The organism is Roseivirga thermotolerans, assembly GCF_014653175.1.
Lineage (GTDB): Bacteria > Bacteroidota > Bacteroidia > Cytophagales > Cyclobacteriaceae > Roseivirga > Roseivirga thermotolerans.
Window position 1 is genome coordinate 254,512 of record NZ_BNAG01000004.1, and the last position, 23,394, is coordinate 277,905.

The 23,394-nt window shown below is 44.6% G+C and carries 21 protein-coding genes; 3 read left to right on the top strand and 18 right to left on the bottom strand.

All coding sequences use genetic code 11. The features are described from left to right. Nucleotides 1-11: 11 nt before the first annotated feature. From mnmE to IE164_RS14885, 7 genes are all read right to left on the bottom strand, one after another. A complete protein-coding gene (mnmE, locus tag IE164_RS14855) occupies nucleotides 12-1,394 on the bottom strand; it encodes a tRNA uridine-5-carboxymethylaminomethyl(34) synthesis GTPase MnmE (RefSeq protein ID WP_189631041.1) in 1,383 nt (460 codons plus the stop codon). Between the two features lie 1,121 nt (nucleotides 1,395-2,515). Beyond that, the gene (locus IE164_RS14860; protein ID WP_189631042.1) at nucleotides 2,516-3,421 is read right to left on the bottom strand and encodes a metal ABC transporter permease; all 906 of its coding nucleotides are present in this window, start codon (nucleotides 3,419-3,421) and stop codon (nucleotides 2,516-2,518) included. A 103-nt stretch (nucleotides 3,422-3,524) separates the two neighbouring features. Beyond that, nucleotides 3,525-4,811: a metal ABC transporter permease gene (locus IE164_RS14865; RefSeq protein ID WP_189631043.1), complete on the bottom strand. Its 1,287-nt coding sequence runs from the start codon at nucleotides 4,809-4,811 to the stop codon at nucleotides 3,525-3,527. A 1-nt stretch (nucleotide 4,812) separates the two neighbouring features. After that, nucleotides 4,813-5,604, bottom strand: a complete 792-nt coding sequence (locus IE164_RS14870; protein WP_189631427.1) for a metal ABC transporter ATP-binding protein — start codon at nucleotides 5,602-5,604, stop codon at nucleotides 4,813-4,815. Nucleotides 5,605-5,768: 164 nt separating this feature from the next. Then, nucleotides 5,769-6,686: a metal ABC transporter solute-binding protein, Zn/Mn family gene (locus IE164_RS14875; RefSeq protein ID WP_189631044.1), complete on the bottom strand. Its 918-nt coding sequence runs from the start codon at nucleotides 6,684-6,686 to the stop codon at nucleotides 5,769-5,771. Continuing rightward, the gene (locus IE164_RS14880; RefSeq protein ID WP_229838710.1) at nucleotides 6,683-7,360 is read right to left on the bottom strand and encodes a metal-dependent transcriptional regulator; all 678 of its coding nucleotides are present in this window, start codon (nucleotides 7,358-7,360) and stop codon (nucleotides 6,683-6,685) included. The genes IE164_RS14875 and IE164_RS14880 overlap by 4 nt, the downstream gene beginning before the upstream one ends. A gap of 183 nt (nucleotides 7,361-7,543) precedes the next feature. Beyond that, nucleotides 7,544-8,668 carry a glycosyltransferase family protein gene (locus IE164_RS14885; RefSeq protein ID WP_189631045.1) on the bottom strand — a complete coding sequence of 375 codons (1,125 nt, stop codon included), beginning with the start codon at nucleotides 8,666-8,668 and terminating at the stop codon, nucleotides 7,544-7,546. A gap of 35 nt (nucleotides 8,669-8,703) precedes the next feature. Between IE164_RS14885 and IE164_RS14890 the strand changes: the two genes are divergently transcribed. Together IE164_RS14890 and IE164_RS14895 are read left to right on the top strand one after the other, a co-directional pair. Further along, on the top strand, nucleotides 8,704-9,516 hold the full coding sequence (locus tag IE164_RS14890; protein ID WP_189631046.1) for a 2,3,4,5-tetrahydropyridine-2,6-dicarboxylate N-succinyltransferase: 813 nt from the start codon (nucleotides 8,704-8,706) through the stop codon (nucleotides 9,514-9,516). A gap of 266 nt (nucleotides 9,517-9,782) precedes the next feature. Further along, nucleotides 9,783-10,382, top strand: coding sequence for a tetratricopeptide repeat protein (locus IE164_RS14895; protein WP_189631047.1), 600 nt, complete (start codon nucleotides 9,783-9,785; stop codon nucleotides 10,380-10,382). Nucleotides 10,383-10,398: 16 nt separating this feature from the next. Here IE164_RS14895 and IE164_RS14900 read toward each other — a convergent pair whose 3' ends face one another. Then, nucleotides 10,399-11,418: a DNA/RNA non-specific endonuclease gene (locus tag IE164_RS14900; protein WP_229838712.1), complete on the bottom strand. Its 1,020-nt coding sequence runs from the start codon at nucleotides 11,416-11,418 to the stop codon at nucleotides 10,399-10,401. A gap of 93 nt (nucleotides 11,419-11,511) precedes the next feature. On the opposite strand from IE164_RS14900, the gene IE164_RS14905 reads away from it, so the two are divergent. Further along, nucleotides 11,512-14,997: an amidohydrolase family protein gene (locus tag IE164_RS14905; protein WP_189631048.1), complete on the top strand. Its 3,486-nt coding sequence runs from the start codon at nucleotides 11,512-11,514 to the stop codon at nucleotides 14,995-14,997. Nucleotides 14,998-15,216: 219 nt separating this feature from the next. Here the strand turns inward: IE164_RS14905 and IE164_RS14910 are convergent, their stop codons facing one another. The 10 genes from IE164_RS14910 to IE164_RS14955 all read right to left on the bottom strand — a co-directional run bounded on the left by IE164_RS14910 (nucleotide 15,217) and on the right by IE164_RS14955 (nucleotide 23,391). Continuing rightward, entirely contained in the window at nucleotides 15,217-15,585 is a 369-nt protein-coding gene (locus IE164_RS14910; protein ID WP_189631049.1) for a nuclear transport factor 2 family protein, read from the bottom strand. Nucleotides 15,586-15,597: 12 nt separating this feature from the next. Further along, nucleotides 15,598-16,341, bottom strand: a complete 744-nt coding sequence (locus tag IE164_RS14915; protein ID WP_189631050.1) for an SDR family NAD(P)-dependent oxidoreductase — start codon at nucleotides 16,339-16,341, stop codon at nucleotides 15,598-15,600. A 1-nt stretch (nucleotide 16,342) separates the two neighbouring features. Further along, nucleotides 16,343-16,543 carry a tautomerase family protein gene (locus tag IE164_RS14920; protein WP_189631051.1) on the bottom strand — a complete coding sequence of 67 codons (201 nt, stop codon included), beginning with the start codon at nucleotides 16,541-16,543 and terminating at the stop codon, nucleotides 16,343-16,345. A gap of 106 nt (nucleotides 16,544-16,649) precedes the next feature. Beyond that, a complete protein-coding gene (locus tag IE164_RS14925) occupies nucleotides 16,650-17,210 on the bottom strand; it encodes a Crp/Fnr family transcriptional regulator (RefSeq protein ID WP_189631052.1) in 561 nt (186 codons plus the stop codon). A 264-nt stretch (nucleotides 17,211-17,474) separates the two neighbouring features. Continuing rightward, complete coding sequence (locus tag IE164_RS14930) at nucleotides 17,475-17,825, bottom strand: hypothetical protein (protein WP_189631053.1); 351 nt, start codon at nucleotides 17,823-17,825, stop codon at nucleotides 17,475-17,477. Nucleotides 17,826-17,956: 131 nt separating this feature from the next. Beyond that, complete coding sequence (locus IE164_RS14935) at nucleotides 17,957-19,498, bottom strand: M20/M25/M40 family metallo-hydrolase (RefSeq protein ID WP_189631054.1); 1,542 nt, start codon at nucleotides 19,496-19,498, stop codon at nucleotides 17,957-17,959. Between the two features lie 67 nt (nucleotides 19,499-19,565). Further along, on the bottom strand, nucleotides 19,566-20,021 hold the full coding sequence (locus IE164_RS14940; protein WP_189631055.1) for a nuclear transport factor 2 family protein: 456 nt from the start codon (nucleotides 20,019-20,021) through the stop codon (nucleotides 19,566-19,568). Nucleotides 20,022-20,032: 11 nt separating this feature from the next. After that, nucleotides 20,033-20,401 carry a VOC family protein gene (locus tag IE164_RS14945; RefSeq protein ID WP_189631056.1) on the bottom strand — a complete coding sequence of 123 codons (369 nt, stop codon included), beginning with the start codon at nucleotides 20,399-20,401 and terminating at the stop codon, nucleotides 20,033-20,035. Between the two features lie 276 nt (nucleotides 20,402-20,677). Beyond that, nucleotides 20,678-22,012, bottom strand: coding sequence for an amidohydrolase family protein (locus IE164_RS14950; protein WP_189631057.1), 1,335 nt, complete (start codon nucleotides 22,010-22,012; stop codon nucleotides 20,678-20,680). An 8-nt stretch (nucleotides 22,013-22,020) separates the two neighbouring features. Continuing rightward, entirely contained in the window at nucleotides 22,021-23,391 is a 1,371-nt protein-coding gene (locus IE164_RS14955; protein WP_189631058.1) for an amidohydrolase, read from the bottom strand. Nucleotides 23,392-23,394 lie beyond the last annotated feature (3 nt).

Here is a 23,394-nt window from a genome sequence, read left to right on the forward strand (position 1 = left end):
TTACAGGTGCTTTACTTTCCGATACAAAACTTGCTGAAAATATTCGCCAGCAAATCATCTGTGGTGATTTCTCCGGTGATCTCACCAAGATAATGGAGCGCTTGGCGGATATCCATGGCCACAAAGTCATTGGTGACCTGATTGTCAATGCCTTCGATGACGTTCATGAGGGCGTTTTTGGTTTGTAGGAGAGAGTCATAATGGCGAATGTTAGTGACTACCGTATCGCCTCGCTTGAATTTGTTGAGGTTGACGAGCTCCAGGATTCTGTTCTTAAGCTCCTCCACGTGCCCCGGCTCTTTGGCGGTAAGGAAAAGCATATCAGGGTGTTGATGTTGGAGCTTTTCAACTAAAGCTTCATCTACCTTATCCAGTTTGTTACCGACTTTCAGGAATGGCACCCCGGTGTTTTCGAGTACATTGATCTCCTTGTTCATTTCCACAATATCTACCTGAGAAAGGTCGAAAAGGTAGATGATCATGGATGCCGTTTTCATTTTGGCTTGGGTTCGCTCCACACCAATTTTTTCAATCGCATCGGTAGTTTCTCGCAAACCCGCAGTATCGATAAATCGGAAGGCTACTCCACCAATCACGATTTCATCTTCGATAAAATCGCGGGTAGTACCGGCAATGTCGGAAACTATGGCTTTTTCCTCTTTTAGCAGAGCGTTGAGAAGGGTAGATTTACCGGCATTGGGCTTACCGGCAATCACCGTGGGTACTCCGTTTTTGATCACGTTACCCAGGTCAAAACTTTGTATAAGTGCATTTACAACCGTTAAAAGTCGGTTCACAAGGTCTTTGAGGTCATCTCTGCTAGCGAATTCTACATCTTCTTCGCCAAAGTCGAGTTCCAACTCAATCATAGAGGCAAAATGAATTAACTCCTCGCGAAGCTTTTTGATCTCACCGGAGAACCCACCACGCATCTGATTCAGAGCTGCATTATGAGCCGCTTCGGTATCGGCATTGATGAGGTCGGCCACTGCTTCAGCTTGAGCTAAATCGAACTGTCCATTCATAAAGGCACGTTTGGTGAATTCACCCGGCTTGGCCGGTCTGGCTCCTTTTCTGATCAGAAGTTGGATAATCTGCTTGATGATGAAGTTGGAGCCATGGCAGGATATTTCTACCACGTTCTCTTTGGTAAAGGATTTTGGGGCAATAAACAATGAAACCAACACCTCATCTAAAATGCGGTTGTCCTCATCGCGAATTGTACCAAAATGAATCGTGTGTGACTCCTGTTTTGTAAGGTCTTTTCCTTTAAAAACCTTATTGGTGATGTTGATTGCCTCTTTTCCACTTAAACGAATTACCCCAATGGCACCAACTCCCTGGGGGGTGGCCAAAGCGATTATCGTATCATCATTTTGCAGGAGATTTTGCATGCTGCAAAGATAGGTTTTCGAATGAATAGATGTTTATGTCTCAAATTCTAAATGGTAAGGCCAGTTCGCAACTAATTCTTTTCTAGTCTGCGTTGTTGTCAAGTATGGCTAATTGTAAAGAGAAGCGAGTGCTTTTGCTGTGTGGTGTAATGCTTTTTACGACATTACTTTGTTTCTCTCAACGTTGTTATGGATTGATTGTAGTATAGTCTCAGTTTCAATAATGGGCGATAAACAATGAACAAGCCCTGTGTCGGAGATCCTTCGGCCATGCTCAGGATAGGAAAGTGAAGTTTCGTTCTTAGCAATTAACCGAATAACCAATAATCTCGAACAAGCCCTGTGTCAGATTCTTCAACTACGCTTAGGATAGGAGAGGGAGGTTTCCTTCTTTACGATTAACCAATAACCGATGAGCGTGAACAAGTCTCTGCGGATCCTTCGGCCATGCTCAGGATAGGAAAGAGAAGTTTCGTTCTTGGTAATTAACCGAATAACCAATAATCTCCAACAAGTCCAGTGTCAGATTCTTCAACCTCGCTTAGGTCAGGAGAGGGAGGTTTCCTTCTTTACGATTAACCAATAACGAATAAGCGTGAACAAGTCTCTGCCGGATCCTTCGGCTGAGCTCAGGATAGGAAAGTGAAGCCTCGTTCTTAGCAATTAACCGAATAACCAATAATCTCCAACAAGTCCAGTGTCAGATTCTTCAACTACGCTTAGGACAGGAGAGGGAGGTCTCCTTCTTTACGATTAACCAATAACCGATGAGCGTGAACAAGTCTCTGCGGATCCTTCGGCCATGCTCAGGATAGGAAAGAGAAGTTTCGTTCTTGGTAATTAACCGAATAACCAATAATCTCCAACAAGTCCAGTGTCAGATTCTTCAACCTCGCTTAGGTCAGGAGAGGGAGGTTTCCTTCTTTACGATTAACCAATAACGAATAAGCGTGAACAAGTCTCTGCCGGATCCTTCGGCTGGGCTCAGGATGGGAAAAGGAGTAGGTAAGTGTTGAATAACGAAGAGCGGTTAACGACTAACCATTAGTAGCTTCCTTCAATGATATCAATAAACCTTTCTCTTGGGAAGGAAGAAAAGGGTATCAAAATAGCTTTCGCTACTATGAGAGAGGAGCTTCAGTTTTGAGTCTTTGTGCTTCTTTTCGTTGGAGTCTTTTCTTCATAAGCACTCCATGGCCGGGAGAAAAGAGGAAGGTGATCCCGAACAGAATACCTATGATGGTAACAATAGCACCGGCAATGGAACCATCTACCCAAACAGCAAGGTAGTAACCGAGCGCGCTACTGACAATGGCCACAAAAACGGTAATAATCATCATGGTTTGGAACCGGTCGGTGAGGAGGTAGGCAATGGCCGCTGGCCCGACAAGCAAGGCTACAACAAGAATGGCTCCTACAGAATCGAAGGCGGCTACAGTAGTCATGGATACAGCTCCCATTAAGAGGTAGTTCCAAAGCGACACTGAAACCCCTATGGTAGCTGCAAAAGCCGGATCGAAGGTGGTTAAATGTAGCTGTTTAAAGCCAATGCGAATAAAGGCAACATTCACTATGAGTGTCATGGCAGCTACATAAAGGGCTCTTGGACCAAATATGGTACCGTTATCTCCAATCCATAAATCGATTGGGACATAGGCAATTTCACCATAGAGTACGCATTCCTGATCGAGGTCTACCTGGCCCGCAAAAACAGAGATAAGAATTACACCCAAAGCAAACAGCCAGGTAAAAGTAACTCCTATGGCTGCATCGGTTTGTAGTCGGGCTTTATGATGAAAAAATTCGATAAGGAAAGTGCTGAAGATACCGATTAGTGCAGCACCGAGTATCATTTCGAACGAATCGCGGGTACCGGTAAGCAAAAAAGCAATCACTATGCCGGGCAATACGGCATGAGAAATGGCATCACCTACCATGGCCATTTTTCTGAGAATCAGAAAGCAACCTAGCAGGCCACAGGAAATGGCAAACAGAGTAGCCGTTAGTATGATATAAAAAGCATCCATCCGAATCAGTTGTCGGTTAATTGTTGTTTAGTTATCGGTAATATTTTTCATTACAATCTCTTGCCTAAAGCTTACTGTCTTCGTCTTCCGTCTTTTAGCCACTTCAATACGGTATCTTTTCTTCATGCGGATCCACTTCAGGATATTCCAGCATTTTTTCCAATCTTTTTTCCAATTCGGGGGTAATAATGTGCTCTATGGTTTCGGCATCTTCATGCACATGATCGGGGTCAATTTTCATGTATTTGGAAAGATATAACTCCCAGAGCCTGTGTAGTTTGACCACCCGCTGTCCTTTTTGTCGGCCGGCTTCGGTGTATCGCCAATGCCCGTTTTCTTTGGTAATGAAACCTTCTCGCCTAAGTCTTCTCAGCGAACTTCTCAATCGGTCTTTTGGAAAAAAACGTTCCTCAACAATTTCTTCAATGCTGCGTGCTTTATAAATATCTGCATCTTTTTCTCCCAGATGATAGAGCTCTTTGAGCAAGTTTTCGTCCATAATCATTCGTTGTAGCCTTCTTTGCTGAACTCCGCGGGAAATAATACCTCGCTTTGGGGCTATGAAGAAGGAGGTGAGCGCAATGGCAGAAATAATCATTACAATCCACGGGCCTGTGGGCATAGCCGGAGCCACATAACTTACGTAAGCTCCTGAAAGACCGGAAACTCCGCCCATAATGGCAGCTAAAACGGTCATTATTCGTACATCGTTGGTCCAAAAGCGGGCCGCTGCGGCCGGAGTAATCAACATGGCGGCCATTAACACTACCCCCACAGCTTGAATACCGGTAACCACAGCCAGCACTGTGAGCGAGGTGAGTAGCAAATCCATCCCTTTTACGGGTAGCCCAAGAGCTTTGGCGTAGCTGGCATCGAAGGCAATTAGCTTCAGTTCTTTAAAAAACAGTGCTACGGTAACCAGCAGTACAATAGCCACAATGCCAAAAACTTGTAAGTCTTTGCCCACCAATGCGGCTGCTTTACCAAATAAAAAAGAATCGAGGCCTGTTTGAGCTGCATTTCCGGAATGCTGAATATGAGTGAGCAGGAGTATGCCAATGCCAAAGAAAACAGATAGAATGAGGGCAATGGCGGTATCTTCTTTGATCTTAGTTTTAAGGGTAATGTTATCGATGATGACCAGAGATAGCCAGCCGGTAACAAAAGCTCCTATAATTAGCCAAAGAGGGTTTTTTGTGCCGGAAAGTATGAAGGCCAGGCATATGCCGGGCAATACCGAATGCGCCACAGCATCGCCAACCAGGGCTTTCTTTTTAAGAAAAGTGAAAGTCCCGACTACTGCCGAAGAGGCACTCAGAAGTACGGCACCCACTGTTACGGCAATTATGCTCGGATCGCTGAAAGAAAAGAATTCCTGTAAGGTTTCCATATCAGTATTTCTCCCGGCTGGGTATTTGCCTTTTCCGAACCAATTCGCCCACCTCGGCCAATACGGTGAGTTTTCCTCCATAAGTTTCCTGTAGCATTTCATTGGTAAATACCTTATCGATAGGGCCGGAAGCTACAAGTCTCATGTTAAGCAGTACTATCCAATCGAAAAACTCTGCAGCCGACTGTAGGTCGTGGTGCACCACTATTACGGTTTTGCCCTGTGCCGTCATTTCTTGCATAATGGAAAGTATGGCTGCTTCGGTTGCCGCATCCACTCCTGCAAAGGGTTCGTCCATAAAGTATAGATCGGCCTCCTGAGCTAGTGCTCTGGCCAGAAAAACCCGTTGCTGTTGCCCACCGGAAAGCTGGGATATTTGTCGGTCTACATAGGCTTCCATTCCCACCTTTCTCAAGCAGTTTAAGGCCATTTCTTTATCGGCTTTTCTGGGGCGTGTGAGCAAACCTAGCTTGGCGTAACGCCCCATCAGCACCACATCCAGCACAGAGGTGGGGAAATCCCAGTCTACACTTTCGCGTTGCGGCACATAGCTTACTCTATGCCTCACATCGTCCAGTGCTTCATCGAATATTCTCACATAACCAGAGGCTAAAGGAAGCAAGCCCATGGCCGACTTAATCAGGGTTGACTTTCCCGCTCCATTTGGCCCGATAATTCCAATAAGTGCGCCTTTGGGTAAAGTCATGTCAATGTTCCAGAGTACTGGCTTCTTATGATATGACACCGTCAAATCATGAAATTCTACTACTGGTTCTTGTGCTTCTACTTTCATTTCTTCCTTCCTTAGGTATCCCCTAAATCTCATAAAGGGGACTTTCGAATTTTTGACACCCTTTCGAGCCGGGGTCTTGTGCTTCTATTTTCTTCGTTCCGTTTCAGGTTTTATGTTCAATGTTCCAGGTGTTTTCGTAAAACCTTGAACCATGAACTTTAAGCTCATTTCAATGCTTCAACTATGGTTTTAACATTGGCTCTTACCATGCCCAAATAGGTTCCCTCCGGGGTTCCGGCAGCGCCCATGGCATCAGAAAATAGGCTTCCTCCAATTTTCACTTCGTGGCCTTTCTGTTCACAGCCTTCCACAATGGCTTTTATGTTCTTTTCGGAAACCGAGGTTTCTACAAAAACTGCATTTATCTGTTTTTCAACAATAAAGTTGATAAGGTCTACCCGGTCTTTCAGCCCAAACTCGGAGAGTGTAGAAATACCCTGTAGCCCGCGTACTTCCAGGCCATATGCCCTGCCGAAATAACTAAAAGCATCGTGAGCGGTAATCATTATCCGCTTGGTAGGGGGGATGGTTTGGATTTGCTCCGTGACCCACTCATGGAGCTCGGCAAATTGCCTGCGCAGAGCTTCAGCATTGGCAATAAAATAATCACGGTTTTCCGGTCGGGCTTCAATCAATGTATTGGTTACTTCCACAATGGTTTGGCTCCAAAGGCTTACATCGAACCAGATGTGCGGGTCGTATGTGCCCTGATATACCGGGCTATCGAGTAATAAGTTCTTTTCAATACCTCTGGCCACCGGAATCACCGTTTTTATGCGTTCCAGTTTTTCGAATACCTCGCCCATTTTACCTTCGAGGTGTAGACCGTTATAGAAAATAATATCGGCTTGTTGCAGGCGTGCCAGGTCGCCTTGTGTAGCCTTGTAGAGGTGTGGGTCTACTCCAGGGCCCATTAGGGCTGTTACCGTTACAGAGTCTTTGCCTACGTTTTTGACCACATCGGCAATCATGCCGGTAGTGGTTACAACATTTAGTTTACCGACAGTTTTCCGGCTGGCTTTAGGTTGGCAGCCCAAAAGAATCAATACGGCCAACAGTGCAATGTGTAGAGGTTTAATCATAGCGGTGTTACAAGTATATTTTGGGCAGCGGCCGGAGATACGGTGGTGCTTTTATTTTGGTTTATGGTAATGTCTACAGAGCCATCGAACTCATTGTGATCATCTATTCGCAAGGTGGTGCCAATCGATATACCCACCTTGTCCAAATATTTTAAGAAGGCCGAACTGGAATCATTTACGGTAATTACTTTGCAGCTCTGTCCTGCTTCTATATTGCAGAGGGGTTCCTTCTTTACGGTAGAAAAGACTCCATTCTCATCGGGTATGGGGTCGCCATGCGGATCGTGCTTAGGAAAGCCCAAAAACTCATCTAGTTTACTTATCAGTAGGGGAGATTTAATGTGCTCTAATTGTTCGGCAATATCGTGCACTTCGTCCCAATGAAAATTTAGCTTTTCAACCAAGAACACTTCCCAGAGCCTGTGCTTACGAATTATTTTGAGCGCAATCTCTTTGCCTTTCTCCGAGATATGAACCCCGCGATATTTCTGATAGTCCACCACTTTCTTTTTAGAGAGTTTGCGGATCATATCGCTTACTGAGGCCGGAGTAGTGTTCATTTCTATGGCTATGGCATTGGTGTTTACACTTTCCTGTCCGTGGTTAGACAGGTGGTAAATAGCCTTTATGTAGTTTTCTTCCGATAGACTATACACGTAATTAAAGTTTGACACAAATATATGTTTTAGATTTATCTAAAAAAAATGTATTGATAATCTAAACTATTTAAAATATGCTCCATATTGCTGATTTAAAGCTTGTTAGTTGGGGAGATAAAAATTTTTAGACAAAACTAAAAATGAGAGAAGAGGCTGTTGGTAAGGTTGGCTTAAACTCGGCAGAAGGTGGTTGTTAGCTCATTGCCCGGAGAGTTCCTCTAATAAGTTCAGTAGTTTCGGCTTCTCACTCGACCAAAGGCTGGAAGAAGCATTACCCCTATCGTAGAAGGTTTTGGTCTTCATGGTGTTCAATAAGGTCTTTGCATCAAAGTCATCAGGGTTAACTTCAATGGCCGCATTAAACTCGGCACAGAACTGCAACCATGTGGGGTTATTGAGCAGTAGAATAGGCAGTTTATTGGCGGTATACTCAAAAAGCCTGGTGAGTATTTTGTCGTCATTAATACCTCCATTCGAGCGTTTTAGTACAAAACCAAAATCGGCCTTTTGAATGGCTTCAATAATCTCCAGGTGCGGAACGAGGTGATCCCCGCCATTTAGTTCTATGAATTCATAGTGCTCTATTTCTTTATGAAGACGCATAAGGTCTTTTTTAAGAGCACAATAGCCTACAATGCGGAGCCTGACTTTCGGGTCGCACAAATGAAGCGATTTGGTGATGTCTATGGCATCAAACACCCCATTAGACTCAGAAATGGTGCCTGTATATAGCAGGTCTATATATTCAGGGTCGGGGTTGCGGTAGGCCGTAGACTCATGCGTTTGTGGTGCATATTTATTTTCGATTACGGTTACTCGTTTTGAAAGAAAGGGGAGTTGTTTGTTGTACACCCTTTCTGCAAGAATATAATGGTTGATAAAGGGCCTGCTCAGCCATTCTTTCAGTCGTACCCATGCGGCCAGAAACGGACGGACAGCGGGAGGGAAAACCTGGGTGAAACGAATATTCTTTACATAATTTTCTCTTAAATCATAGATGAGTTTGCTGCCAAATAAAATTTTGTAAACACTGCTAACTATCAGCAATTCATGGGTGTTAGCTATTATTATTTCAGGTTTTAGTTGAATGTACTTTTTGAATACTTTGAAGGGATGAATAAGGCGCTGAAAGCTCAAACGTCCGAAGGGACCATGAGGGTGAAAAGTAATGCCTTCATGTGTACGGACATTTTTTGAATCAAAGCCTATGATATTAATATCATATTTATTTGTTTCAGCCATTGAAAGGCCGAATTTCTCATACATGCGGGTGTCATCTATTGGCTTAAGCAGCGAGGCAATTACTACTTTGGTCTTTTTCATCAACAGTATTAAAGTTAAAATTTTCTGCGATATAAATGGAACTAAAAGACATCATCGAAAGAGCTTGGGAAGACCGCACATTACTCAATGATAAGGAGGTGGTAATTGCCATCAAAACTATTATTGAAGATTTGGATAGAGGAGATAAGCGTGTGGCCACTCCCACAGAAGAAGGTTGGGTAGTTAATGAATGGGTAAAAAAGGCGGTGATTCTTTACTTCCCTATTCAGAAAATGCAAACCATTGAAGTTGGGCCGTTTGAGTTTCACGATAAAATGAAGCTCAAAACCGGATATGAACAGAAAGGAGTCCGTGTGGTTCCTCATGCCGTGGCCAGATATGGAGCCTACATTAGCAGTGGCGTTATTCTAATGCCATCTTATGTAAACATTGGAGCTTATGTGGATGCCGGCACTATGGTAGATACCTGGGCTACGGTTGGTAGCTGCGCCCAGATCGGTAAAAACGTACACCTAAGTGGTGGGGTAGGTATTGGTGGAGTGTTGGAGCCTCTACAGGCTGCTCCTGTAATTATTGAAGACAATGCCTTTATTGGCTCGCGATGTATAGTGGTGGAAGGCGTTAGAGTAGGTAAGGAAGCTGTGTTAGGGGCTAACGTGACACTTACTGCTAGCACCAAAATTATTGATGTGACAGGTTCTGAACCTGTAGAATACAAGGGCTATGTGCCTGAGCGATCGGTAGTTATTCCGGGTTCCTATACTAAAAAGTTCCCGGCAGGAGAGTACCAGGTTCCTACAGCCTTGATTATCGGAAAACGCAAAGAAAGTACGGATAAGAAAACCTCACTCAATGATGCGCTTAGAGAAAACAATGTAGCCGTCTAGAATTGAATGATAATTTCCCGTTTTGGGAGCGATAATATCGTATGAATTTATATAAGTCATTGATTTTCAGTGACTTATTTTTTTGGTCTTTAGCTTGTCTTTTATAGGTTAGTTGTTTGAGTTTTTGACATTGGGTAGCGGACACTTGTCCGCTTTAGGGTAGACCTTTCACCCTACCTGAGGAAAGGGGGCTTAGTGCCCCCTTTTTCTTTTATTCTGATGTTTAAAGGGCTAACTTTGCAGCCGCAATTTGAAAAACAGATAAAATGAAAAAGTTGATAGGGTTGATTTGGGTGCTGATGATGGTGGTGTTTTCAGCTTGTAATTCTGATGTAACCAGAGAGGCCGATGTGCTGTTTAAAGACGGCAAATACAATGAGGCCATTGAATCCTATACCGAATATCTTTCTACGAAACCAAAAGACATAAAATCACTTTACAACAGAGGTAGAGCCTATGAAGAAGTGGGTCAACTGGAGGAAGCCAGAGAGGACTTCGAAGCAGTTTTGGCTATTGATGAGACCAATGTGAACGCCAACCTGAGCATGGGCAAATATTGGTATAACTCCAAAGATTTCACCAAAGCCATTTATTATTTCGATAAAGTGATTCAGGTAGATGGAAGGGTGTCTACTGCCTATCTGCTAAAAGGTCGTTCCCATCATCAATTGGGTGATTTCGATGAAGCAAAAGCCAATTACGACCAAGCCATAAACTTCGATAATGAGAATGCCGAAGCGTTCTTGTATAGGGGTGCTTTGAAAGTGGCTTTGAATCAATCCAAGGGTGCTTGCAATGACCTGAACCGTGCGAGGGCTTTGGGGTCAGAAGAGGCTAAAGACGCTATTGCCAGGTATTGCAAGTAGTTCCGTCAATGTGGTATTAGTCGAAGTTCCAACGGCTGGTCATCACCGTACTTTCGAGCATATTTTCCAGTTCATCGGGTATGGAAGGAAAGAAATCGAGCAGGGTGAGTCTTTCTATTTCATCGATAGTTACCACAAAAGAACTTAGCTCATTCGAAGATTTTTCGTTTTTCATAAGAAATGCAATGGCCTTGATTTCCGGCCTGTCAATGTCTAGCACAATCTTGTAGTAGTATTCAGGCACCGATACCTTATTTGGCCCAATACTTTTGAGTCCGGATTTCAACACCGGGCCCGTAACCACATATACCACTCCATTTTCTTTAGCCCAGTCTCGCACTTTCGATTCCAGTTTTTTCCAAATGCCTCTGTTGAACCCGGGATCTTGCGGACTCATATTACTCATGTAAAAACTCTGAGAAAGCGCAAATTCATCATATGAAAAGTCTGCGGCAGGAGCCAAATGACCACGGTCGTAGCCTGAGCCCCTGTAGTCGGCCAGTGAAGCCGATCCGGTTCGAACCCTTGGATCCTCCCTAAAATCATCGGCTCTATCGAAAGTGGGCCGGTTAAGCGAATCAGCCACTAATTTGTATGCAACCCACATGGCTTGCTCATGGTCTTCGTTGTAGCGCAGGGTATAATAAGGTCTTTCTATAATGGCATCATTCGTGTTGTATGCCGGCCACATGAAGTCAAATGCAGAGGTAAAGTATAAATCAAATTCACTGTAGTTAAGATCTTCATTATTAGAAGGTTCAGAGGTTGATTCAGGAGCTGATATTACCTCACTTCCTGTGTTTTCAGATCCCGGCTCAGCTTTAATACGGTCACCATTGAGGGGTGATTCTAACCTGAATTCTCTGATGGACTCAGGCACCAATTCTCCTTCGCGCAAGGCCAGACCGGTGTAGCCCAGTCCACCTAAAATTAAGACTCCTAGGATAAATTTGCCAAGACTAAAGCCAGAGCTGTTCTTTTTGCTTCCCGCTCTACTGCTGGTTTTTCGTGAAGCTGCTTTTCGTTTCTGAGCCATTCCGGTTTTTTCGCAATGTTAATTATTATTCAGCTTACTGCGTAACCGATATTTCTTAAATTCAAGACTGTTTACAAACTAATCAACTAAGCTATGACGCATTCAACTCAATGGAAGGCTACCGTACATAGAGTACTTTTATGCCTCTTTATTGGTCTTGTCTGGTTAGGGGTGGGAGTACAGCCCGCTCATGCCTTTTGGCAAGACGATAAGTCCGATACCTCAAAATTCAACCAAAAAACCTACAAAGATTTGCCCCTCAAGGCCGATCGACTGCTTGAGTTTAATACCAAGGAAGGTACCTGGGTTTCTGTAGACGTTTCGCCCGATGGAAAAACAATTGCTTTCGATATGCTGGGAGACCTGTATACCATGCCTATTTCGGGAGGAAAGGCTACACGGATTACCGATGGTATGGCCTACGATACGCACCCTCGCTATAGTCCGGATGGAAAAAGCATTGTGTTTACCTCAGACAGAAGCGGTTCGGACAATGCCTGGATTATGAACCTGGAAACAAAAGAATTCACTCAGATTACTAAGGGCAACAATGAGTGGGTGCAATCGGCCGAATGGTCGCCTGACGGTGACTATGTAGTGGTATCGAAAGGCCGCAGAAACTTAAAGTTATTTATGTACCACAAAGATGGTGGTGGAGGCTTTCAGCTTATCGATGAGCCAAGCAGCCTGAAAGTGATTGAGCCGGCATTTTCGGCCGATGGTCGATACATCTATTTTTCGCAGCGTAATGGTGCGTGGAATTACAATGCGCAGTTACCTCAGTACCAAATTGGTATGTATGACAGAGAGAACGGGCAGCGGGCTACCATTACCAGCCGTTATGGGTCGGCCTTTACGCCAACTCTCTCACCTGATGGGCGATGGATGGTGTATGGCTCTCGTTATGAAGACCAAACCGGCTTGGTGTTGAGAAACCTTTCAACAGGTGATGAAAGGTGGTTGGCCTATCCGATTCAGCGCGATGAACAGGAGTCTATAGCTCCGCTAGGAGTATTGCCTGCCATGTCTTTTACACCTGATTCCAAAGAAGTAATTACCTCATGGGGAGGAAAACTCTATAGGGTAGCCATTGAAGGAGGAAAGGCAACCGAGATACCCCTGGACGTGGATGTGAAGTTAGAAATGGGCCCCCGCCTCAAGTTTGAATACCCTATTTCGGACGACCCGAACATGGTGGTGACACAGATTCGCGATGGAGTGCCTTCACCGGATGGTACTCAACTGGCTTTTACGGCACTCAACCGACTGTATGTAATGAAAATACCCAATGGTGAACCCAAAAGACTCACCGACTTTGAGATGACTGAAGCCATGCCCACCTGGTCGCCAGATGGTAAAATGATAGCTTTTGTTACCTGGTCCGATACAGATGGTGGGGCTATTTACAAAGTGAATGTGGAAGGGCGCCCACGTCCGGTTAAACTCACCAAAACACCGGCTATTTATCAGACACCCGCCTGGGCGGCCAACAATAGAATTGTGTTTACCAAGGGAAGCGCACAAAACCTAAAAGATGCCTCTGGTCCGGGAGCACCAAGAGCCGATGAGGACCTTTGCTGGATTTCTGCCGATGGAGGTGATATTAACTTTATAATGAAAACCCAGGGAAAAGGAGGGCCGCACTTTGTAAAAGGTAGCGACCGAATTTACCTGAGTGGTTTCAATGGATTGAGCTCCGTAAGGTGGGACGGTACCGATGAAAAGGAAATCGTAAAAATTACCGGAATTACCACTTACGGTTCTATCGCTGATCATCACCATGCGCCATACGAAGTGTACGATCCCTGGTCTCAGCAAGCTGCCACGACTGCAGGTGGCACCTCGCTCGAAGAAGGTGAGGGATGGCGTGAAAATAACCCTCCATCCAGAGCTACAGCCATATATATGGCTCCAGAAGGAGATAAAGCCATGGCACTCATAAACAATGATATTTACGTAGTAACGGTGCCAAAACTTGGACAAACTCCAACTATTTCCGTCTCAAACCCCGAAAGTGCACAGTTTCCGGCTATAAAACTGACTGAAATTGGTGGTCAGTTTCCGGCTTGGTCGGCCGATGCAAAAAAGGTTCACTGGTCAATTGGCAATGCCCATTTTATCTATGACCTGAACGCTGCCGAGGCCTATGCAGATAGTGTGAAAATGGCGAAAAAGGCAGAGGCAGAAGCCAAAAAGACTGAGGAGAAAGACGAAGAAAAGAAAGAAGAGGCCAAAGAAGATACTAAGGAGGAGAAAAAGAAGGACGAAGGCTACAAACCTCATGAATTCAGAGTAAAAGTAATGGCCAAAAAAGACATACCGCAAGGTGTGGCTTTGTTGAAAGGTGCCCGAATTATTACTATGAATGGTAATGAGGTGATTGAAAATGGAGACGTTCTAATAGAGAATGCACGAATCAAGGCCGTTGGAGCCAGTGGCACACTTGATGTACCAAGGGGAGCTCAGGTATTCGACATGACGGGTAAAACAATAGTGCCGGGCTTTGTAGACACTCACGCACACATGTGGCCGGCCTGGGGACTTCATAAAAATCAGGTTTGGGTATATGCCGCTAACCTGGCTTACGGAGTAACTACTACGCGAGACCCTCAAACGGCAACTACCGATGTTTTAACCTATGCCGATTTGGTAGAAACAGGCGATTTGTATGGCCCTAGAGTCTACTCAACCGGCCCGGGTGTAGGTTTCTGGATGTACAACCTCAAAGATCTGGATCATACCAAGCGTGTGCTAAAACAGTACAGTGAGTACTACAACACCAAGACCATAAAAATGTATTTGGTGGGTAACAGAAAGCAGAGACAATGGGTTATTGAAGCTGCTAAAGAGCAGCAACTGATGCCTACTACTGAGGGTGGTTTGGATTTTAAACTGAATATGACCCAGATGATTGACGGATACCCCGGCCATGAGCACTCACTGCCAATTGCTCCGCTTTACAAAGATGTAACCTACGCGGTGGCACAATCTAAAATGGCTTACACACCAACCTTACTGGTGTCTTATGGTGGTCCCTGGGCTGAAAATTACTTCTACAGCAGAGAAAACCCTTATCACGACAAAAAGCTGCAACATTTTACACCATACGATGAACTGGCTTCTAAATCCAGAAGAAGACCAGGGTGGTTTATGGACGAAGAACATGTTTTTGAAAAACACAGTGAAGGGGTGAATGCCGTGGTGAAACAAGGTGGCTTGGCAGGTATTGGTAGCCACGGACAGTTACAAGGTTTGGGTTATCATTGGGAATTGTGGTCTGTTGGAGCTAAAATGGCTCCTCACGATGCATTAAAGGCAGCTACTATTTTAGGAGCAACAGCGATTGGCTTAGAAAAAGACCTGGGCTCCATAGAAGCAGGTAAGCTGGCCGACCTTGTCATACTTAATGACAACCCACTTAATAACCTGAGAAATACGAACAAGATTTATCAGGTTATGAAGAATGGAAGACTCTATGATGCCAATACTCTGGATGAGGTTTATCCACGCAAGCGTAAGGCAGAACCCTTCTATTGGCACCAGTCCAAACCAGAAGGACTGCCAGGGCTTAAAAAGTAGTATGATATTAGAGATTTATTGATGAACCGGTGGGGGAAACCCTGCCGGTTTTTGTTTTCAGCCTACCAATAGTAGCTCGCGCTGAGGACCTTTTATGTGCGGTGAGTTTGATTGATAAAGGTTCAGAGCGTACCGCACCAATTCTCAGACAAGTGCGGATGATTTCAATCCAAGAAGCCCGGAGGAGTGCTTGTCCCCCGAGTCTTCCTGATAGGCTAGTTATTCTACATGAACAAAAAGTTTATTGACAATTAACCACCGATTGTTGAAACAAGCCAGAGATAAAAAGTCATAGTAGTTAAACCCAAGCATGGGTATGCGAACTTTGGCGGTGGCTACATTATCCAGCACCTCAACAGCCAGTATTTCCATGGCAAAGCTCTCTCCAAGACTTTCAGGGCTTTTTCTGCTTTTTACCGCTTCCAAGTACTCCTCCAGGTTTTTTTCATAGGGGGTGCCCTTAATATTCCCATAAAGCCAGGCACGACTATCAAATACCTGCTTTAATTTTTGGATATCGCCTGTAAAGAGGCCATCAAAGTAGTTTTCAATGACCTCTACAACTGATTGAATGTTTTCTTTGTACATAAAATGAATGGTTTAGATGGCGTGGCCAATAGAATGGCCACCACTTAGGTTTAATGTTTCACCAGTTACAAATCCTGAAAAAGCCAAATAGTAGGCAGCTTCGGCTACTTCTTCAGCTTCGCCAATTCGGTTGAGCAAGTGTAATCCTGCCAGACTATCGGCATCTTCAACGCCAATTTTACTCTGAAGTGGACTGCGGATTATTCCTGGAGCAATGGTATTGACACGTATGTTGTCTTTTCCAAATTCTGCTGCTAGATGTCTCGTAAGGGTATGAATAGCTCCTTTGGAAACAAGAGGTGCCGAGCAAGGAAATCCTGCAATGGCATGGTCAACCAGAACGGTACCATTGTTTATTATGGCGCCCCCGGTGCCTTGAGCCAGCATTTGCCTAATTGTTGCCTGCGAAGTAAAGTAGGTACCCTTTAGGTTAATAGCCATGTAATGTTCCAAATCGTCTTCTGTGACTTCCAGAAAAGGCTTTGGAGCAAATACCCCGGCATTATTGATTAAGACATCAACCCCTCCAAAAGTGTTCACGGCAGTATCTACCAGCCTTTGGCCTACCTCTCGTTCGGCTATGTTGCCAACTACGGTTTGCACACGGTTTGTGCCCAATTCTCTGGCAGTATTGAGTAGCCGTTCTTCGTTGGCTGAATTTATAACCAACTGGTGCCCTCGGTCCAGAAAATATTGGGAAATGGCTTTGCCAATTCCGGTTGAAGCCCCGGTAATAATTATTCGTTTAGTACCCATCTTACTTTTGTTTTTTAAGTGTTGAATAAAGGTTTCCTCTAACTCCCCAGTTATCTACCGGAACTTCTTGAATGACTATGTGGGTAGTTTCCGGATTTTTGTCGAGTACATCGACCAAAAGTTGTGTAACTCCCTGTACGAGTTGCAGTTTTTGCTCTTTGGTTACATTCTCGTCAGTAACCTGAATGTTTACGTATGGCATATTAGCTTACTTATAATTGAACTTGTTTTGGAGCAAAGTTCACTAGAGAGGGTAAGACACCACAGGAGCCAGGTCACCATTTAGGAGTGATGTATATCACAGGTTTTCAGTCGTTCAGGCGACTCAATGTTTCCCGAGATACTCCCAGATAGGAGGCTATGTGCTTTTTGGGCACTCGCTGTAGTAGTTGAGGATACTGACTTAGAAGGAGTTCATAGCGCTCTTTGGCTGTGTTCTTCATCATGGAAAGAATACGATTTTGCAAAGCAATGCGACCTAGCTTGCTTTTCTTTGCCCAAAAACGCTCCATTTTGTGCATTTCTGAGGTGAGCTTTTCACGGTTTTCGTGGCTTATAGAGTAGAGTTCAACATCTTCCATGCAGTCAATAGATGTTTTGGAAGGTGCTCGCAATACGAAAGACTCGTAGTCGGTAATCCACCAGTTTTCCATACCAAATTGTAGGATATGTTCTTTACCATCTTCTCCAAGAAAATAGCTGCGAACACAACCCTCCGCAATCCAGAATTCTTTGTCGGCTATGTCTCCTTCCTGCACTAGGTATTGGTGCCTGCGCTTTTTTACATGAGAGAAATGACTGAGTATAAATTCGAATTCCTTATCGCTGAGTGGAATGAGTTCTTCTATATGAGCTCTGAGAGGATGCATATTACTGAACTACCTAATGCATTTTTTTGAACTCGGGTTCCATTTTAATGTTGGAGTTGGTGGTTGAGGGGGGAATGTTTAAGGTTTACGGTTCATGGTTTATAGTTTGATGTTGATGATTTAGAGTTCATGGTTCATAGCAGGATGGTGAATTTCATGTTGGTAAAGGCCAATGATGTCATCAAACCCTTTGGGGGAGATAGAGGGGAGTTATTCGTGTGTGATGAATTTATTTTTGAGATGGTAAGTGCAAAGTAAAGAAGTTTAGAAGGTGCATTGTGAGTCTGACGCTTTCCAAAGTAGGGTGGGGTTCTGAAGGTCATCTATCATTATTTCATTGCCAATATGGCCTATGAGAGTACCCTCACATGAATAAACGGAAAATATAGATCCACACATAGGACAACAGTTGCCAAACAGGAGTACGAGCTGCCCCTGATAAGTGGCTTTTTGAATGTAATTGTACTCGTTCATGCCTGAGTTTTCCAGCTCCTCTATTTTATCCTGAAGCCAGGAGCTATTTTCCAGGTCTATGCCTTCGCAAACAGGGAAGACACTTTTTTCACAACCATAAGACAGGCTTAACAACAGTATAAGTATTAAGGCTTTTTTCATACTTTTTAAGACACAGACCAAGACTATAGGGTTGTAATTGACTTAAAAAGAAGAGGTTGCCCCAGAAGTTTGCCGCTTGGTGTTGCGAACTTAAACTTTTGAGACAACCTCTTTTTAGTTTAGCTGTATGCCTAGTCGTTGCCTCCTTTTCGGGTAGGTTTTCTTGGCGATGGCCATTCTCTTGGTTGCCCGGTTCTAGGGTTAGTGCCTAATTCGGCCTTATCTCTCGGGAAGAACTCAGGGTCTTCACAAGCCATGTAAACCAAAATAGCCGTGAGAATAACATTATTTCTTACGTCATCAAATACCACCTTGTCATAAGTGTCACGGTTAGTATGCCAGGTGTAGGTGCCATAATCCCAGCTCAGTGAACTAAGGCTAAAGCCTGGTGCTCCGGCTGCCACAAACGAGGCATAATCTGAGCCTCCACCACCCGGAGCTCCCGGGAAGTTGGTGTTAATTTCGTTGCTAATAGAGCGTGGTACAGGTTCTAACCAGCGGTTAATAAACTCATAGGCATGCAAAAAGCCTTGTCCGCTAATGTTTACTACCCGGCCGGTACCGTTGTCTTGGTTAAAGAGTGCTTGTAGACCCTTTACTACTTCAGGATGATCTTCTACAAATGAGCTTGAACCGTTTAGTCCTTGTTCTTCACTACCCCAATGCCCTACCAAAATGGTGCGCTTAGGGTTAGGGTATACTTTTTTGAGAATTCGCATGGCTTCCATCATTATGATTGTGCCGGTACCATTGTCGGTGGCTCCGGTACCTCCATCCCACGAATCGAAGTGGGCAGAAAGCATAACATATTGATCGGGGTTTACCGCGCTTTTTATCTCTGCCATAGTATTGTAAGTAGGTACTGTACCATGGTCTTTATTGGTTACCTCCACTCTAATTTTTGGTACATCACCATACTCAACCATTCTAAAAAGTGTTCCGTAGTCTTCCAAGCCAATGTCTATGGTAGGAATGCTTTTGGTACGCGCACCAAAGATTTTGTTTACTCCAAATCCTCTGGACCAGTTGGATATAAGAATTCCTGCGGCTCCGGCCTCTTCCAATACGCCCGGTAACTCCCGGCTGTTGTACCCTGTGTTTCTGATTCGCTCACCCCAGGCGCGCATGGCGTCTCTGCGATCGGCTTCCATCTTTTCAATAGACTCTTTGGTGCCCCATTTTTCCCAGTTATAGTCAGGTCGGCCAGAAAGCTGGGCCATGTCTATCATTACAAACTTGCCTTTTACGGTCTTAAGCCAGTTTTTAAATTCGCTTTCATTTTGAACGTTTGGTATAACTGTTACTTCAGCGTCCACAATTCCATTGGTAGGAGGGCTCCAGGCCAGTTGCATGGCTTCGAGGGTTTTTACACGCGGCTCAATAAGGTCTACGTGGGTAATGCCGCGTTCCCAGCCTCTCCACTCGCCCCATTGCTCGTTTCTGGCACTAATTCCCCAGCCGTTGTAGCGATTAACAGCCCACTCATGAGCGTTTTGCATTTGGGGAGTTCCCACCAGGCGCGGGCCATTTTTATCGAGCAGTTCATAAGCCAATTGCTCGAGCATAGAATTATCGTTGGCTTCTTTGATAATCTGGTCTACCACATTGCCTTGCGCCCAGGCCTGTGTAAAGACCAGGGAGAAAGCTGTGATAGCAAAAAGTAGTTTTCTCATAATTGGATAGTTTTTGTGCGTTGAAATTAAAGAAGTTGGACACCAAACGTGAACCGATAGTGGAAAATTAGGAATGCCTCTGCTCGTATTTCTCCAACATGCGATGGGTTTGTTGTCGTAGTTTTTTCTTGAAATATTCTGACCAGCCAAGTATAGCTCCTTTAAAACCCATGGCTTGTTTAGCCCAGCGGTGTAAGTCGAAAAAATCTGTATGCCTTACGATGAGCCCCTCTTTGAATTCAAACTGAGCAATAATTTTATTGTGAACCTTTCGGCCTGTAGGGCTAAATGTGTAGAAGGCTTCCCAGTAGGCTGAGTCTTCCGTTACTTTGGTATACTTTATGGCAAAGTCCCTGCCTTTCTGACTATCGCAAAGCATGCGCCACATATTGGCAGCTCGCACGCCTTCAAGCCTGCCAAAAGCGGGGTCTTCAAAGACAACCTCTTTGTGGTAGCATTTGACCATTCCTTCAGCATCGAGCTGTTGAAACGACTGGTAGAATTGCTGAATGACTTCTTTCAAGGCTTATGTTTTTAAAGGTCTTGTACAATAAACAATGCATTTTTATTCAGGTCGAAGAAACCGAACTCGTGGGTGCCCCAGGGTGTGTTTTTTCGGAGACTGTCTTCATTAATAGTGTTGCGCTCCAGAAACTCTTCGTACCAGGGTTGAATGTCTTTTACAAATATCTTGACGACCGAACCGCCCAGTAGTGGGTCTTCAGGGGTATCGGCATGCCATTGCAAATGAATACAGAGCTGGTCGCGCACCATACCAGTATACATGTGGTCTCCAAAGGCATAGGTGAAACCGGTATACTGTTCGTACCAACTAAGATCCCGACCAATATCGGTGGTGGGAAGTACAGGTTCAATTCCTTTAATGTTTGGGTTGTGGGCCATAGTATGCTAAGCTTGGGTTGAACAAGTTAACTTATTTATTAGGATTACTTAGTCGGTTCACACAGAAGTAGGCAGACAACTTGAGCGATAAACTGTGTTTTCGCTATGCCTTATAGGCGCGATTGATAAAGACAAAAATGGTAGCAAAATGAGGAAACATACGCCAATCGACTTAAGCCAGTAAGCCTGTTATGAATAAAAAAGAGGCTGTATTCAAAGCCTTACCGCGCAGGTAAAAACTCTGAAACAGCCTCTTTAGCTGTAAGTAAGGGTTGGTTATTTCTTTTTAATATCGATAACCGGCTTGGTTTTGTCTACACCCGGAGTTCTGTTCAGGAACTCATCGTAAAGCCTGATTTGACGAGAAGTCATTGGTACTTTGAAGCCATCAATGAACAAGTCTGTGATCTTAGTTGCTGTTTCGAACGGATCGCCAGTAGCTACAAAGATGTTGGCTTTCTTGCCTACTTCAATAGATCCTACCTGGTCGCTAATGCCTAGGATTTCGGCTGCATTGATAGTAATGGCTTTCAATGCTTCTTCGCGTCCCATTCCGTATGCAGCAGCAAAACCGGCATGGTAGGGGAGATTTCTAACGTTCTCAGACTCCATGGTTCTAAGCGCTACTTTAACTCCTGCCTTAGACATAATTCCGGGATTGGCGTAAGCGGCATCGTAGTTGTCAGATTCTCTTGTAGGTATAGCCTGTACAGGGCCGGTGATTACCGGAAGACCGGCCTTGGCAATTTCATCGGCTACTCTCCAGCCTTCTGAAACGCCTGTTAGAATCACTTTTTTGTAGCCTCTTTTCTTAACCCACTCAATGGCATTGAGTATATCTTCGGCCGCATTTACCTCAATGAATAAAGGCATTTCACCTTTTACCACAGGAACCAAAGCTTCTATTTCAGGGTAGTTACGTAAGTCATCGGCATTTTGAAGTTTGGCATAAAGCTCAGCCTTATCCCAGGTATCGTTAACCTGCTTGAGCGCTCTTTCCTGACGTTTCTTCAGTTCGTCTTCCGAAAGTCTTCTCCAGCGTCTTCCTGCCCCGGTAGAGGGGTAGTTCATTACAATGCCTCTTTGTCCGGCATACATCTGATCTGGCGTATAGCCAAAAAGATTAATGGCTGCTGCAGTACCCGGCAAAAAGCCACCTTGCGGCATTGTCCATACAGTTGTTACTCCACTCACGCGGGTTACCGGAATGGCTACCGAGTTAGGGTTTACAGCCGTAAGCGCCTGCATCTGAGGTGTTAACTCTCCGTACTCACGGTAGTCGTTGGCTTCGGCAATACTTCCAATTTCGGCAAGGCCCAGAGTGGTTCCACCGTCAATCATGCCCGGGTAAATTTCTTTACCTCCGCAATCAATCACTTCCGCATCGTTCGGAATCTGTACATTGGCTCCAACGGCTTCAATAATTCCATTGTTAATTACCACTGTACCATTTTCAATAATACCGTTGGTTACGGTATAAATTTTGGCATTGGTCAATGCAAATTTGCCATTTCGGGCTTTCATTACCTGATCATCTTCCTGACCAAATGACAGAAGTGGGATGATGGCGAGCATTAACAATGCAGAAAACAGCTTTCTAAGTTTTTTCATGTCTTCTATCATTTTTGGTTAGAAAATAAATCTTCAAAGTTGATAAAGTTGGCTCCTTCCATGCATCTGTGCTGATCTTCTCTATCGAAAATGGTGATTTTCTCAATAGAAGATTCCGGGTCTACATAAATGCGTTGGTCAGCTTTGTCGTTGGCTTTATCAAAATACTTTACACCGTCTACAAAAGTCATTTGCGGAATGGCGTATACTGAAAGCGGATGGCCTTCAAATATGGCAATGTCTGCATCTTTGCCTACTTCTATTGAGCCTACACGGTTGTCAATACCCAATTGCTTGGCAGGGTTGAGGGTAATGAGTGCAAGGGCTTCATCGTCCGATAGGTCACCGTACTTCTGAGTCTTGGCGGCTTCGTGAAACAGGTGACGGATAAGTTCTCCTGAATCGGAGTTAATGGAAGTAAGTACTCCATTTTCGGTAAGAATGGCTGCGTTGTAAGCAGTTGAGTAATATACTTCAAGCTTGTATGCCCACCAGTCGGCAAATACGGAAGCACTGGCACCAAAGGCAGCAAGTTCTGGAGCTACTTTGTAAGCTTCGTTGGCATGCTGGAAGGTGATTTTCGGAATGCCAAAGTCAGAGAATACTTTCAGTAGCATGTAAATCTCATCGGCTCTGTAAGAGTGGCAGTGTACCAGTACGTCTCCATTCAGAATGTCTACCAAAGTTTGTAGCCTGAGGTCGTATTCAGGAGCTACTTTTCTTGGATTCTTATCGGCTCTGTAGGCTTCCCATTTCTTCTTGTACTCTACAGCCTGCTGAAAAGAGGTACGCAGCATGTTCTCAACACCCATTCTACTCTGTGGTTGAATACCACGTGCTCTACCACCTCTTGTTGGGTTTTCTCCAAGTGCAAACTTGATGGTTCTCGGAGCTCCTTCAAAACGTAACTGATCGGGGTCGGTAAGTCCCCAACGGAGCTTCATGGTTTCATTTTGACCACCGATTACGTTGGCTGATCCGTGCATCAGGTGAATGCTTGTCACACCTCCGGCCAGGGCTCTGTATATGGATACATCGTAAGGGTCTACCACATCTTCCATGCTTACTTCAGAAGTTACCTGGCTTGTGCCTTCGTTGATGGCCGAACCGGCAATGTGAGAGTGGGCATCAATAATACCCGGCATAAGGTATTTGCCTGTAATATCAATGGTTTCCACTCCATTTGGAGCTCTTAGTCCTTTGCCTATTCTGGCAATTTTTCCATCTCTTACCAACACATCGGTGTTTTCGAGAGTACCGTTGGTTACGGTGAGTACTGTACCACCTTTGAACAATACGTCACCTTTTGGTACCTGCTGCCCCCAGGCGGTGAAGCCTACTAGTAGGAGGAGGGATACCAGTATATTTTTAGTTTTCATAGT

Coding starts and splice junctions, on each gene's coding strand:
- mnmE (WP_189631041.1), bottom strand. CDS start 1,394: ATGCAAAATCTCCTGCAAAATGATGATACGATAATCGCTTTGGCCACC.
- IE164_RS14860 (WP_189631042.1), bottom strand. CDS start 3,421: ATGGATGCTTTTTATATCATACTAACGGCTACTCTGTTTGCCATTTCC.
- IE164_RS14865 (WP_189631043.1), bottom strand. CDS start 4,811: ATGGAAACCTTACAGGAATTCTTTTCTTTCAGCGATCCGAGCATAATT.
- IE164_RS14870 (WP_189631427.1), bottom strand. CDS start 5,604: ATGAAAGTAGAAGCACAAGAACCAGTAGTAGAATTTCATGATTTGACG.
- IE164_RS14875 (WP_189631044.1), bottom strand. CDS start 6,686: ATGATTAAACCTCTACACATTGCACTGTTGGCCGTATTGATTCTTTTG.
- IE164_RS14885 (WP_189631045.1), bottom strand. CDS start 8,668: ATGAAAAAGACCAAAGTAGTAATTGCCTCGCTGCTTAAGCCAATAGAT.
- IE164_RS14890 (WP_189631046.1), top strand. CDS start 8,704: ATGGAACTAAAAGACATCATCGAAAGAGCTTGGGAAGACCGCACATTA.
- IE164_RS14895 (WP_189631047.1), top strand. CDS start 9,783: ATGAAAAAGTTGATAGGGTTGATTTGGGTGCTGATGATGGTGGTGTTT.
- IE164_RS14900 (WP_229838712.1), bottom strand. CDS start 11,418: ATGGCTCAGAAACGAAAAGCAGCTTCACGAAAAACCAGCAGTAGAGCG.
- IE164_RS14905 (WP_189631048.1), top strand. CDS start 11,512: ATGACGCATTCAACTCAATGGAAGGCTACCGTACATAGAGTACTTTTA.
- IE164_RS14910 (WP_189631049.1), bottom strand. CDS start 15,585: ATGTACAAAGAAAACATTCAATCAGTTGTAGAGGTCATTGAAAACTAC.
- IE164_RS14915 (WP_189631050.1), bottom strand. CDS start 16,341: ATGGGTACTAAACGAATAATTATTACCGGGGCTTCAACCGGAATTGGC.
- IE164_RS14920 (WP_189631051.1), bottom strand. CDS start 16,543: ATGCCATACGTAAACATTCAGGTTACTGACGAGAATGTAACCAAAGAG.
- IE164_RS14925 (WP_189631052.1), bottom strand. CDS start 17,210: ATGCATCCTCTCAGAGCTCATATAGAAGAACTCATTCCACTCAGCGAT.
- IE164_RS14930 (WP_189631053.1), bottom strand. CDS start 17,825: ATGAAAAAAGCCTTAATACTTATACTGTTGTTAAGCCTGTCTTATGGT.
- IE164_RS14935 (WP_189631054.1), bottom strand. CDS start 19,498: ATGAGAAAACTACTTTTTGCTATCACAGCTTTCTCCCTGGTCTTTACA.
- IE164_RS14945 (WP_189631056.1), bottom strand. CDS start 20,401: ATGGCCCACAACCCAAACATTAAAGGAATTGAACCTGTACTTCCCACC.
- IE164_RS14950 (WP_189631057.1), bottom strand. CDS start 22,012: ATGAAAAAACTTAGAAAGCTGTTTTCTGCATTGTTAATGCTCGCCATC.
- IE164_RS14955 (WP_189631058.1), bottom strand. CDS start 23,391: ATGAAAACTAAAAATATACTGGTATCCCTCCTCCTACTAGTAGGCTTC.